This window comes from Enterococcus sp. DIV0840 (genome assembly GCF_050527835.1).
Taxonomy (GTDB): Bacteria; Bacillota; Bacilli; order Lactobacillales; family Enterococcaceae; genus Enterococcus_L; species Enterococcus_L ureasiticus.
The window spans coordinates 3,544,737-3,557,669 of sequence record NZ_CP172876.1 but is presented as its reverse complement, the minus strand read 5'-3'; the positions used below and the strand labels follow the sequence as shown (position 1 = coordinate 3,557,669).

The window sequence follows — 12,933 nt, the reverse complement described above, 5'->3', positions numbered from 1 at the left end:
TTATATACATTATAGGAGGATCTATTGATGATTAAAGTGATGACTGTTTTTGGGACCCGACCAGAAGCTATTAAGATGCTACCTATCGTGAAAGAACTGAAAAGAAGGTCATCGAATTTTAAAGATATTACAGTTGTTACGGGTCAGCACAGAGAAATTCTAGATCAAGTACTAGGTATTTTTGATGTTACCCCAGATTATGATTTGGATATTATGGTACCTAACCAAACAATAACAGAAATCACTGTAAATATTTTAATTGAGCTATCTGAAATTATTAATATTGAAAAACCGGACATTGTTTTAGTTCATGGAGATACCACGACAACATTCTCGGCAAGTGTAGCAGCTTTTTATAATAAAATACCTGTAGGGCATGTAGAAGCAGGTTTGCGTACATGGGACAAATATAGTCCATTTCCTGAAGAATTAAATAGACAATTGACAGATGTTTTAAGTGATTTATATTTTGCACCGACTGAGGAAAATAAAGCTAACTTATTAAAAGAAAATCATAAAGAAGAAAATATCTTTGTGACAGGTAATACGGTGATTGATGCTTTAAAGTATTCTATAGATGAAAATTTTTCACATCCGGTTTTGAGACAAATAAATACTGGTAGTCAAATTATTTTATTGACGATGCATCGCAGAGAAAATCAAGGCACCCCTATGATAAATGTTTTTAAAGCTATAGTTGATATTGTTAAAAAAAATCGAAATGTTGAAGTCATTTTTCCCGTACATCCAAGTCCTAATGTTCGCTTATTGGCGAACCAGTATCTTTCAGGTATTTCACGTATTCACCTAATAGATCCTTTAGGCATGCTTGAGTTTCATAATATTGCTGCGAAAAGCTATTTGATTTTATCAGACTCGGGTGGTGTACAAGAAGAAGCAGCAGCTTTAAATAAACCCGTATTAGTTTTACGAAAAGAGACAGAACGGTCTGAAGGGGTGACAGCTGGCGTTCTAAAATTGGTAGGCACAGATACTCATGATGTAATACAGGATACTGAATTACTATTAAATAACAAAGAGGAGTATAGAAAAATGGAGCAAGCAGAAAATCCTTATGGAGATGGTCATTCATCTGCAAGAATTTTGAATATTATTGAGCAACATATCGATTGATTTTAAGAAGTTATTGTATTAAATTTTCTCATAAGGTTTTATTTTTACTAAAGCTATTTGATTTAAGAAACAGTATAAAAAACAATTGTCCACAACTGTAAAAAATTTTGATTATGCAATAAACTCTAACATATGAAGGCTCTTTGTCAACTAATGTTGGTAAAGAATCAGAAAAATCCAGATACCAGTCAAATTGATTGGCCTCTGGATTATTTTTTTATAACCATAAGACTACTTTTGATAGGGCTTGAAAAAAGTTTTGAGTTCTGGAAAATAAATCTGAAGGGCTGTGTGTAAATACTTTATAATCTGTTTTAAGAATATGCAGCTCACTATCGAGTAGTTTTTTTGCTTAAAAGAGGTTTAATAAAAAATAAGATAAGTGGTTGTTTTGCAAAAGGTTTTGATAACTACTGAATAGACGCTGATTGTCTCAACAATAATATCTACAACAACAAAATTAAAAATTCTGTGTTTATTATCGTTTTCGTGAACGCTCTTTTATTGATGCAAAACACAATAAGGTAGGAGTTGATATTGACAGTATTTATTTTGTGAAAAATACGCGTTAAAATAAAGAGAGGCTATTGGAAAGTTTGTGAACCTATGCTACTATAAAACAGTTGTTACAAGATTAAGGAGGATACAAAATGATTGAGCTTATTGCGACTGCTGAGTCTATTGAACAAGCAGAGGCGTTATTAGCAGTAGGAGTTGACACTTTATATATCGGAGAAGAAATGTTTGGGCTACGTTTGCCAACGTCATTTTCTCGTGAAGAACAGCGCATAATTACTAAAATAGCTCATAAAGCTGGCAAAAAAGTGATTGTTGCATTGAACGGAATCATGCATCCTGAAAAAATGAAAAAGGTGCCTGAATATTTGCAGTTTCTACAAGAAATCAACGTAGATCAGGTCGCTGTAGGCGATCCTGGGGTTGTATTTGTGATGCAGCGTGACGCAATTGATATTCCTTATATTTATGACGGAGAGACGTTAGTAACCAGCTCTCGACAAATCAACTTTTGGGCAAAACGCGGCACAGTCGGTGCCGTATTGGCGCGCGAAGTTCCTTTTGAAGAAATGAAAGCGATGAAAGATAATTTAATGGTTCCAGCAGAAGTCCTTGTGTATGGTGCTACATGTATCCATCAATCGAAGCGCCCGTTGCTGCAAAATTACTACAATTTCACTAAAAATGATGAGTCAGCTCGCAAAGAACGTGGCTTGTTTATATCAGAACCTAAAAAAGAAGAGACGCACTATTCAATTTATGAAGACAGCCATGGCACGCATATTTTTGCAGATAATGATGTGAATTTAATTGGTGAATTGGACAAGCTTCATGAACATAATTACACAAAGTGGAAACTTGATGGAATCTATTCGCCAGGAGAAAACTTTGTAGAAGTAGCAAAACTATTCGTAGACGCAAAAGAAAAAATCGAGACAGGTCTTTGGTCGAGTGAACAAGCTCAAAAAGCAATTGATCAAATCGAAGCTTTACATCCAGAAAACCGTGGGTTAGATATCGGATTCTTTGATTTAGATCCAGACGAGATAAAATAAGGAGAAAAAACACATGACAAACGAACGAACACTGAAGCGTCCTGAGGTCTTAGCACCAGCAGGGACGCTAGAAAAACTAAAAACAGCCATTCATTATGGAGCAGACGCGGTATACATTGGCGGAAATGCTTATGGTTTACGTAGCCGTGCAGGTAATTTCACAAAAGAGGATATGATCGAAGGCGTAGCATTTGCCAAAGAACATGGAGCGAAAGTATATGTAGCAGCAAATATGGTTACCCATGAAGGAAATCAAGAAGGAGCAGGAGACTTTTTCAGAGAAATTCGCGATGTTGGTATTTCCGCAGTAATCGTTTCTGATCCGGCCTTGATTGAAATTTGTGCAGCAGAAGCACCTGGCTTGCCGATCCATTTGTCTACACAAGCTTCAGCCACTAATTATGAAACATTGGAATTTTGGAAAAACGAAGGCTTGGAACGTGTTGTTTTAGCACGTGAAGTATCAATGGAAGAAGTAGCAGAAATTCGCAAAAATACGGATGTTGAGATCGAAGCATTCATCCATGGCGCAATGTGTATTTCTTATTCGGGTAGATGTACGTTGTCTAATCATATGTCAATGCGGGATGCTAACCGTGGCGGTTGTTCACAATCTTGCCGCTGGAAATATGAGCTTTATGATATGCCTTTTGGCGCTGAACGTACAAGCTTAACAGACAAAGGTGAAGTTGAAGAAGAATTTTCAATGAGCGCGGTTGATATGGCGATGATCCAGCATATTCCTGAATTGATCCAAAATGGTGTTGATAGTTTTAAAATTGAAGGAAGAATGAAATCCATTCACTATGTTTCTACAGTAGCAAATGTTTATAAAAAAGCAGTTGATACGCATATGGAAGATCCTGAAAATTATGAATGTAAACAAGAATGGATCGATGAACTTTGGAAAGTAGCGCAAAGAGAGCTTTCAACTGGTTTTTATTACCATGTACCAACCGATGAGGAACAACTATTTGGAGAACGTCGTAAAATCCCTCAATATAAGTTTATTGGTGAAGTCATGGCATATGATCCTGAAACAAAAATCGCAACAATCCGTCAAAGAAATCATTTTAGTGTAGGGGATGAAATTGAATTTTATGGTCCTGGGTTCAATCACTTCCATCAAACAGTAGAAGTTATGTATAATGAAGATGGCGAGTCGATCGATCGGGCACCAAATCCAATGATGATTCTAACGATGCCGGTTGAAAAACCTGTGGCAGTTGGCGATATGATTCGTAAGAAGAAATAAGTAATACAAATGAGGGATTGGCTGTCGTAGCCTATCCCTTTCATTACAGGTGGAAGTTCGTTAGCATTTCGGACATAAATTCCTATTATCAGTCTTTAAAATAAGGAGGACAAATAACTATGTCAAAACAATATGATTACATCGTGATCGGCGGTGGTAGTGGCGGGATTGCTTCTGCTAATCGTGCAGGTATGCATGGGGCTAAGGTTTTACTGATTGAAGCTGCAGATATTGGCGGAACGTGTGTCAATGTTGGCTGTGTACCAAAAAAAGTGATGTGGCAAGCTAGTTCAATGATGGAAATGATGAATCGTGATACTGAAGGATATGGATTTGATGTAGATGTAAAAGCATTTAGCTTTAAAAAACTTGTTCAAAATCGTGAAGCCTATATCAATAATTTACATGCAGCTTATCATCGCGGATTAGATAGTAACAAAGTAGAAGTTTTATCTGAATATGCAACATTTGTTGATGATCATACAGTTGAAGCAGGTGGTGAAATCTATACTGCACCTCATATTTTGATTGCTACTGGTGGACGCCCCAAAAAATTAGGGATTCCTGGTGAAGAATATGCGATAGATTCCAATGGTTTCTTTGCTTTAGAAGAATTACCAAAACGAGTAGTATTTATTGGTGCAGGCTATATAGCTGCTGAACTTGCAGGAACAATCCATGGATTAGGTGCTGAAACGCATTGGGCTTTTAGAAAAGAGCGCCCGTTACGAGAATTTGATGAAATGCTTTCTGAAAAAGTAGTTGAGCATTATATTGAAGACGGTATGCATATTTATCCTCATTCAACTCCCCGTTCTATCGAGAAGTTTGAATCTGGAGAATTGATGATCACTTTTGAAAATGGGACTAAGATTACAGCAGATAGTATTGTATTCGGAACGGGTCGTCAACCAAATACGGATACCTTGGGATTAGAAAATACTCATATTGAGCTAACAGATAAAGGCTATTTAAAAGTCGATAAATTTCAAAATACAACGCAGTCTGGTGTGTACGCCGTTGGGGATGTGATCGGTAAAATTGACTTAACACCTGTTGCTATTGCAGCGGGGAGAAGACTTTCAGAACGCTTATTTAATGGGAAAGAAAATGAATATTTAGACTATGAAACGATTCCTACTGTTGTTTTTACTCATCCACCAATTGCTACAGTTGGCTTGACTGAAATAGAAGCAGAAGAAAAATATGGCGATGAGAACATCAAAATTTATCAATCGACGTTTACTCCAATGTATTTTGCGCTAGGAGAATATCGTCAAAAATGCGATATGAAATTGGTGTGTGTTGGCGAAGAGGAAAAAATCGTTGGACTACATGGTATTGGTCTGGGTGTAGATGAGATGCTGCAAGGTTTTGCAGTTGCCATAAAAATGGGAGCTACGAAAAAGGATTTCGATAATACAGTAGCGATTCACCCGACAGGTTCAGAAGAATTTGTGACGATGAGATAAAAAACCAGGATAAAACGGCTAACGTTTTATCCTGGTTTTTAATTTGTTCGTGCAAGAATCGCTTGTGTGATTGTTAACAATTCATTTTTAGCATTAGTGGATGTTTCAGGTAATTTACTAATCCCCTTTAATGCTTGTTGTGTATATTTTTCTGCAAGTTTCTGCGCTTTAGCGACACCGCCAAAAGAATGAACGAGTTCATAGATTTTATTTGTCTCAGTTTCAGTTAATGTTTCACCTTTTTCAAGATAAGGAAGTAAGGTTTCACAACCTTCTTCTAAAGCATATAAGAGCGGTAGTGAATAAACTCCTTGACGAACATCTTCTAGAACGGGTTTGCCGATTTGTTCAGGGCTTTGTGTATAGTCTAAAACGTCATCGATAATTTGAAAAGCAATCCCGATATTTTCCCCGATCTTCCCACAATTTTTAGCAAATCGCTCTGATGTTCCACTTTCATAGGCACCAACAAAACAGCTTAATGAAAAAAGCTCGGCTGTTTTACCAGAAATATTCTCAAGGTATTGATCGATCGTCATGTCAAGATTATAGCGATTATCCATTTGGCCCAATTCGCCGCTCAATATTTTTTCCATACTTCTGGAATTCAATTGGATACTCTTTAAAGAAGAAGAGTAATCAGCTAATAGTTTAAAACAACTGACAAATAAATAATCACCAGCATAAACGGCTGTGCTATTGCCGAATTGAGAACGTATAGTTGGTAAGCCGCGTCTGATATCTGCATCATCTACGATATCATCGTGGATCAGGGTTGCGGTGTGTAGTAACTCGATAGCCGCCGCCAAGGCAACAGCTTTTTTTCCTTCTCTTTTTTCACCAAATTGTGAAAATAAAAGTTGATAGGCTGGTCGCAACAATTTACCACCAGAATGGATCATAGATATGACCGCATTTTCGACCTCTTTGTTTTTTAAATTAACACTATTTTCCATTAGCTTTAGTGTGCTGTTTAAATCTTTTGCTAGTTCAGGATATTTTTTCCACATTGGGTGAATGTTCATAAAATGACTCCTTTGATTGTACTCGATCAGACTAAGATGTTACTGGAAATATTGACTCCATTTATGCTTGGTTATTGATTCATAGTTTAACTGGAATTGCCGTAAGGTTTGAACATGGCGCAACAAGTAGTTTGCTGCAATTCCTATCGCAATCCCGGATAATAAGCCGATAAACGAAAGGAACGGTAGATAAAGCATAGGAGCCCACGATTGAGCAAAGAAACAAGTGGTCAATAGTTGCCCAACATTATGCAAAAAGCCGCCTGCTGCACTGATTCCGATAATACTGACACGTTTTGGTCCTAACTGCATGATAATGAGCATCCCTAAATAACTAAGTAACGCACCACTGGCACTGTAAAAGAAGGTAGAGATCGTTCCTCCAAGTAAAGTCGTTAAAATCAAACGCATACAGACTAAAAAGAAACTGTCTCTTTTTCGCATGGTAAAAATGGCAATGATCGTAATTAAGTTAGCCAATCCTAATTTTGCCCCTGGAGCGAAAGCAAAGGGATAAGGGATCATATTTTCAATCAAACCAATAATCACGCCTTGGGCAACTAACATGGAAATATAGATGTTTTTTTGTAATTTGCTCATAATATACTGGCAACGTTTAGTAAATCAAACTGCCATCCTCACTCCCGTCAGAAGCTTCAACTGTGATGAATAAATTATGTGGTAAACAAGCAATCGGTGTTTCTCCTGATTTTGATATCCATCCTCGTTGTACGCAAATTTGATCTCCGCAGTTTGTTTCAACCATGCGGATTCTGTCTCCGCTGACTTCGATCAAGTTGTAATCACCATCAGCTGCTTCATATTTGTATGTATAAGTAGGGCCGTCTTCTTTTAGCTCGAAAACTTTGATGACTTCACCATCTACTTTCAAGACGGCTTGTTTTGCGGCATCGTCTTGGGCGGTATTTTGTATGCCAAAAACAACAAGGGGCAAGAAAGAACTGATCGTTAAAAGTAAAATAATAACAATATCCCATGGACGTAGATAACTTTTTTGAATAAATTCTTTAAAATCCAACTCTTTCCTCTCCTTTGTAGTTTTTAGTTTAATATATTTTATCATAATGAGAAAAGAAAGTTCTAGGAGTAAACCTAGAACTCTCTTAGATTTTTACTATAAAAAGTAATTATTTACTGCCGTATCTAGATTTAGGTGTACCATACCACCATTTACCTAATGTACGTTGTACCCAAGGGATAACCCAGCGGTCTAAACCAAGTGAGCGTCCAGAACCATTCATCAAAGCGAAGGCTACGAAGATAAACCAAATGTTTACCCAGTAGAACATGCCTGATAGACAGAATGCGATTGTTAAACCAATTGTAGCGGCACTACTTAACCAAGTAAATAATCCAGCGATCAACGCTAAAGCAATCAGCACTTCAACGATTGTCATGAATTTTTGCATAAACAACGCAACTTCTTGGTTTGGCATCATGAATTTCATCACACTTTCAAACCATTTAGGCATATGATCGAACACTTGCATTGGTTCTTCACCGTATGCATAGCTTAAACCAAATTGAGCGGCTTTAGCTGTTGTTTCAGTTGCTTCGGCTCCACCACCTGCAGCAGAAGCCCCAGTTGTTACTTGTTCTTGTAACCATGGGAATGGGAACGCAACTTTATCCGTAAACCATGAACCGTCACCAAACCAAGTGCTTGGTTTTAGGTAATCACCAGTTCCGACAATTTTCTTCATTGCTTCTACTAACCAAACTGTTCCGTAGAATACACGTAAAGGTACACTCCATAAAACATTACCATAACGAGAAGAATGTCCGCGTGTTACATTGCGGTCGTCTTTAATATGGAAGAACTCGTGCATAATATATTGGAACATGTAATAACCAGAACGGATATCAAAGAAATATTTCAAGTTAACGATGTGTTTCATGATGATTGCTAAGAAACCGCTAAGGTGAATTTTATCAAATAAGTTCGCAACACCCCATTTAGCGCCGACAGAAACCATGAATCCTTGATAATTTCCTTTGAATTTGTGTTTTTCGCTACCTTTGATGTCAGCCACGATATTTGCCGCAGCAGTGTGACCAGTTTGTTCAGCAGCTTGAACGATTTGTGGTGTTGGTGTTTCAGGGAACTCTTCGTAGTATACTAAGTCACCAACGATATAAATGTTTTTGTCTTCGTAGCCTTTTGCTTGCATATACTCGTTTGCAATCAAACGATTACCGCGAGCTGATTCTAAACCAAAGTCAGCAGCATCAGAAGTTGCTTTAACACCAGCAGTCCAGATCAATGTGTGTGTTGGAACTGTAGAACCATCTTTTAATTTGATGTGATCTGCAGCTACTTCAACGATTGGTGCGTTAAGCAACAATTTCACATTTTTCTTCTCTAAATAACGTTCAGCTTTGGCTGCGTCATTACGAGATAACATGTTTAAGATTGTCGGCATTGCTTCAACGACCATTAATGTAAATTCATTAGGATCAAGTTTGAAGTCTTTAGCTAGACGATCTTTCCAGTCGATCAGTTCGCCGACCATTTCGATACCAGTAAATCCTGAACCACAGACAACAAATGTCAGCATTGCTTTACGAACTTCTGGATCTGGTTCGATAGCTGCTTTTTCAACTGTTTCCAAGATATGTTCACGAATTTTCAGAGAGTTTTCGAAAGACCATAAAGTAAATCCATGTTCTTTAACTCCAGGGGTACCAAAATCATTTGGCTCGCCGCCCATACCGATGATCAATTGGTCAAATTCATAAGAACCTAACTTTGTTTGAACGACTTTTTTGTCTTTATCGATACCAGTTACAGTGTCTGTTACAAGAGTGACATTCTTTTTACGTGAGAATAAACGTTGTAAATCATATTGGATCGCAGAAGGTTCAACGCGTCCTCCAGCTACTTCATGCAACTCAGTCATCATGGTGTGGTAAGAATGACGATCAATTAAAGTAATCTCAACGTCAGAATCTTTTTTCAATTTTTTGGCTAAAAATTTAGTAGCTGAAACTCCAGCATAACCAGCTCCCACAACGACAATTTTTTGCTTTGTCATTGATAATCCGCTCCTTAAAAAAATAAAATAGAAAATGATAATAATTACACAATCGAATTCATTATATAGCGATAATCAGGTTTTGTCTAATAACAATTCTAAATATAGGAAATAAATTTTTATTATTAAAAAAGTGTGAAAAACGGGTAAAATTTTGTCTTTCTTTTATAACTTTAATTGACATAATTGAAATTTTCTATAGAATGTAAATTATATCACAAACTTAATTTGTGAACGTTTAAGAAAAGGAAAAGGTGAACAAAAATGAAAATGAACAAAATTGTAAAGGGCTTCACAGCTATCGCACTTTCATCTCTTTTATTAGCAGCATGTGGATCAGATCAAAAGAAAGATACAGCAAAATCATCTGACTCAAGCACTGCAACATCAAAAACAGCTGAATCTTCTAAAACAACAGAAAAAGAAGCTGGTGCAGATTTACAAGATGGTACGTATAAATTAGAAGAAAAGAACGAATCTAATGGTTATCGTGCAACATTTGAAATGACTGTTAAAGACGGCAAAATCACTGAATCTAAATATGACAATATCAACGCTGATGGTAAATCAAAAGCGGATGATAAAGACTACGAAAAAAATATGAAAGACAAATCAGGCGTAGGCCCAGCTGAATACATCAAAGAATTAAACGAATCTTTTGTAAAAGCACAAAGCGCTGATGGTGTAGAAGTAGTAACTGGTGCGACTCACTCTAGTGAATCATTCCAAAACTATGCACAACAATTGATCCAAGCTGCTCAAGCAGGAGATACTAAAACAATCGAAATCGACAATGGTGCTGATCTTAAAGACGGTACGTATTCATTGAAAGAAAAAAATAATTCAAATGGCTACCACACAGAATTTTCAATCGTTGTTAAAGATGGCAAAGTAACTGAATCTAACTACGATAATGTTAATGATGAAGGCAAATCTAAAAAAGATGACGCTGACTACAACAAAAACATGAAAGACAAATCAGGTGTAGGTCCAGCTGAATACATCAAAACTTTAAACGAAGAATTAGTAAAAACAATGGGTGAAGAAGGTAAATCAGCTGCAGACGTAGAAGTAGTAACTGGTGCAACTCACAGCTCTCACTCATTTGTAACGTACGCAGAACAATTAATCAATGCTGCTGAAAAAGGCGACACTAACGAAATCGTTGTAGACAACATCGTAATGAAAAAATAATTTTTTACACAAGTGAGCCAAAAAATATATATGTGGCAGAATTCAGGTATTACTCTGAATTCTGCTTTTATTTTTATCAAAATACATAAATGGCAGATAGAAAATCCTTCCCATTCACGAAAAAAAGCGCTACTATAAATAAGACAATTTTCTATTTAGAAAGAGGGATACGATGAAGAACAAAAAAACATTAATCACTATAGCAATGGCATTATTTTTAGTTGTTTTAGCAGGATGTAACTCGAAAGATGCGCAGTCAAAAATCAATAAAGAACCTTATTCAGATCAGCAATCATTGTTAGGAACATATGTCCAAGTAAGAATCTATGATGATGGAAAAGAAGATGTTTTGAAAAAAGCATTTGACCGAGTAAAAGAACTCGGTGATAAAATCACTGTAAATGAAAAAGGCTCCGAAATAGATGCAATCAATGAACAAGCTGGTATCAAACCGGTTAAAGTTTCGGATGATATTTATCCATTGTTGAAACGAGCGTATGAATATAGTGAAGATTCTTCAGGCGGTTTTGATATGGCAATTGGTCCGATCACGCAATTATGGCATATTGGCTTCGATGATGCGCGTAAACCTTCACAAGAAGAGATCGATCAAGCGTTAAAATTAGTTGATTACCATAAAGTGAAATTAAATGATGAAGATAAGACAGTCTACCTTGAAGAAAAAGGTATGCAGCTCGATTTAGGTGCAATCGCAAAAGGATTTATTACAGATGAAGTTGTGAAAGTCTTAAAAGACAATGGCGTAACAACTGCGATAGTGGATTTAGGCGGAAATGTTTATGTATTGGGCCATAGTCCTCGCGGTAAGGATATGGATTGGAATGTTGGTATTCAAGATCCTAACAAAGCACGTAATACCGTGATCGGAACAGTTCAAGAAAGCAATAAAACGTTAGTAACTTCTGGTATTTATGAGCGCTTTTTAGAAGTAGATGGTAAAAATTATCATCATTTATTTGATCCTAAAACGGGTTATCCGTTTGATAATGATATTGCTGGTGTGACAGTGATTACAAATGAATCGATCGATGGTGACGGATTATCAACTGCGGTATTTTCTATGGGTGTCAAAAAAGGCTTGGAGTATGCTGAAGGGTTGAAAGATGTCGATGTGATTTTTGTTACAAAAGAAGATAAAGTCTTTGTAAGTAAGGATATTGAAAAAGATTTTGAGTTAGGAAAAGATTCAGGTTATACAATGGGTGATCGTAAAGACCTGAAATAAGGAGAATGGATATGTCGTTGAAAGTATTTTTGCAAGTAGTGGAAATCCAGACGAAATTAGCAAGTCTATTTCCCTTTGCAGTTGGGGTACTATTTTCTATTGCTTATTTTAATCAGTTTCAATTAGGGTATACAGTTCTGTTTTTCATTGGGATGGTCGTCTTTGATATGGCGACGACTGCAATCAATAATTATATGGACTTTAAGAAAGCAAAGTCTGAAGTATACAAATATGAAGAGAATATTATTGGCAGTTCGGGAATTGCCCCGGTTCTTGTGCGAAATATGATCTTTGGAATGATTGCTTTTTCAGCGGTCATTGGGCTCTTTTTGACAGTCCAAACAGGTTGGTTATTCTTGGTGATGGGCGGTGTGTGCTGTTTTATTGGTATTTTTTACACATTTGGTCCGATCCCGCTTTCTCGAATGCCTTTAGGTGAGGTATTTAGCGGATTTACTATGGGTCTTGGTATTTTTGCGATGACGATTTATTTGAATGTTCAGGAGAGCCGACCGTTTTATCTGCTGCTTGATTGGAGCTTGGGAACATTCGCTTTGACTGGTAATCTGTGGGCAGTATTTGCAATTATTTGGGCGTCGTTACCGATGGTCTTTACGATTGCGAATATTATGCTGGCCAATAATTTGAGGGATTTAGATACGGATATTGAGAATCATCGGTATACATTGGTTTATTATATTGGTCGGAAGCAGGGTGTGATTTTATTTCAATTGTTGATGTTGGCTTGTTACGTGGTTGTTTTGATTGGATTGCCATTTGGCGTGTATCGTTGGCCGATTTTGACTGTATTTTTATCGTTACCGGTTGTTTGGAAAAATCTTCAGCTATTCAAAAAAGAATTACCGCATCCTAAAAGCTTTGGTTATTCGATAAAAAATTTGATGGCATTTAACGGAAGTTATTTAGTAGGTTTATTGTTGACGATTGTTTTAGAAAAAATATAAATAAAAAAGAAGGAA

At 36.7% G+C, this 12,933-nt stretch carries 11 protein-coding genes; 7 read left to right on the top strand and 4 right to left on the bottom strand.

Features of this window, described 5'->3' with window-relative positions; genetic code table 11:
* Positions 1-27: 27 nt before the first annotated feature.
* From wecB to gor, 4 genes are all read left to right on the top strand, one after another.
* A complete protein-coding gene (wecB, locus tag IGL98_RS16955; RefSeq protein WP_206844097.1) occupies positions 28-1,134 on the top strand; it encodes a non-hydrolyzing UDP-N-acetylglucosamine 2-epimerase in 1,107 nt (368 codons plus the stop codon).
* A gap of 650 nt (positions 1,135-1,784) precedes the next feature.
* The gene (locus tag IGL98_RS16950; protein ID WP_206844100.1) at positions 1,785-2,705 is read left to right on the top strand and encodes a peptidase U32 family protein; all 921 of its coding nucleotides are present in this window, start codon (positions 1,785-1,787) and stop codon (positions 2,703-2,705) included.
* A gap of 13 nt (positions 2,706-2,718) precedes the next feature.
* Positions 2,719-3,960: a peptidase U32 family protein gene (locus IGL98_RS16945; RefSeq protein WP_206911412.1), complete on the top strand. Its 1,242-nt coding sequence runs from the start codon at positions 2,719-2,721 to the stop codon at positions 3,958-3,960.
* Between the two features lie 119 nt (positions 3,961-4,079).
* Positions 4,080-5,432, top strand: coding sequence for a glutathione-disulfide reductase (gor, locus tag IGL98_RS16940; protein WP_206911411.1), 1,353 nt, complete (start codon positions 4,080-4,082; stop codon positions 5,430-5,432).
* Positions 5,433-5,470: 38 nt separating this feature from the next.
* Here the strand turns inward: gor and IGL98_RS16935 are convergent, their stop codons facing one another.
* The 4 genes from IGL98_RS16935 to IGL98_RS16920 all read right to left on the bottom strand — a co-directional run bounded on the left by IGL98_RS16935 (position 5,471) and on the right by IGL98_RS16920 (position 9,513).
* The gene (locus tag IGL98_RS16935; protein ID WP_206911410.1) at positions 5,471-6,457 is read right to left on the bottom strand and encodes a polyprenyl synthetase family protein; all 987 of its coding nucleotides are present in this window, start codon (positions 6,455-6,457) and stop codon (positions 5,471-5,473) included.
* Between the two features lie 39 nt (positions 6,458-6,496).
* Positions 6,497-7,057: a Gx transporter family protein gene (locus tag IGL98_RS16930; RefSeq protein ID WP_206911409.1), complete on the bottom strand. Its 561-nt coding sequence runs from the start codon at positions 7,055-7,057 to the stop codon at positions 6,497-6,499.
* Between the two features lie 16 nt (positions 7,058-7,073).
* Entirely contained in the window at positions 7,074-7,496 is a 423-nt protein-coding gene (locus IGL98_RS16925) for a NusG domain II-containing protein (RefSeq protein WP_206911408.1), read from the bottom strand.
* 109 nt (positions 7,497-7,605) lie between these two features.
* Positions 7,606-9,513 (bottom strand): NAD(P)/FAD-dependent oxidoreductase, encoded by a 1,908-nt coding sequence (locus tag IGL98_RS16920; protein WP_206911407.1) that lies wholly within the window; start codon positions 9,511-9,513, stop codon positions 7,606-7,608.
* 264 nt (positions 9,514-9,777) lie between these two features.
* Here IGL98_RS16920 and pplA point away from each other — a divergent pair, with 264 nt between their 5' ends.
* The 3 genes from pplA to menA all read left to right on the top strand — a co-directional run bounded on the left by pplA (position 9,778) and on the right by menA (position 12,918).
* The gene (gene pplA / locus IGL98_RS16915; protein WP_206844113.1) at positions 9,778-10,707 is read left to right on the top strand and encodes an extracellular electron transfer flavoprotein PplA; all 930 of its coding nucleotides are present in this window, start codon (positions 9,778-9,780) and stop codon (positions 10,705-10,707) included.
* A 205-nt stretch (positions 10,708-10,912) separates the two neighbouring features.
* Positions 10,913-11,953, top strand: coding sequence for an FAD:protein FMN transferase (locus IGL98_RS16910; protein WP_242590046.1), 1,041 nt, complete (start codon positions 10,913-10,915; stop codon positions 11,951-11,953).
* Between the two features lie 11 nt (positions 11,954-11,964).
* Positions 11,965-12,918 carry a 1,4-dihydroxy-2-naphthoate polyprenyltransferase gene (gene menA / locus IGL98_RS16905; protein ID WP_206844117.1) on the top strand — a complete coding sequence of 318 codons (954 nt, stop codon included), beginning with the start codon at positions 11,965-11,967 and terminating at the stop codon, positions 12,916-12,918.
* Positions 12,919-12,933 lie beyond the last annotated feature (15 nt).

Bases quoted from the DNA above. Each gene is read 5' to 3' on its own strand.
- wecB (WP_206844097.1), top strand. From the start codon at position 28: ATGATTAAAGTGATGACTGTTTTTGGGACCCGACCAGAAGCTATTAAG.
- IGL98_RS16950 (WP_206844100.1), top strand. From the start codon at position 1,785: ATGATTGAGCTTATTGCGACTGCTGAGTCTATTGAACAAGCAGAGGCG.
- IGL98_RS16945 (WP_206911412.1), top strand. From the start codon at position 2,719: ATGACAAACGAACGAACACTGAAGCGTCCTGAGGTCTTAGCACCAGCA.
- gor (WP_206911411.1), top strand. From the start codon at position 4,080: ATGTCAAAACAATATGATTACATCGTGATCGGCGGTGGTAGTGGCGGG.
- IGL98_RS16935 (WP_206911410.1), bottom strand. From the start codon at position 6,457: ATGAACATTCACCCAATGTGGAAAAAATATCCTGAACTAGCAAAAGAT.
- IGL98_RS16930 (WP_206911409.1), bottom strand. From the start codon at position 7,057: ATGAGCAAATTACAAAAAAACATCTATATTTCCATGTTAGTTGCCCAA.
- IGL98_RS16920 (WP_206911407.1), bottom strand. From the start codon at position 9,513: ATGACAAAGCAAAAAATTGTCGTTGTGGGAGCTGGTTATGCTGGAGTT.
- pplA (WP_206844113.1), top strand. From the start codon at position 9,778: ATGAAAATGAACAAAATTGTAAAGGGCTTCACAGCTATCGCACTTTCA.
- IGL98_RS16910 (WP_242590046.1), top strand. From the start codon at position 10,913: ATGGCATTATTTTTAGTTGTTTTAGCAGGATGTAACTCGAAAGATGCG.
- menA (WP_206844117.1), top strand. From the start codon at position 11,965: ATGTCGTTGAAAGTATTTTTGCAAGTAGTGGAAATCCAGACGAAATTA.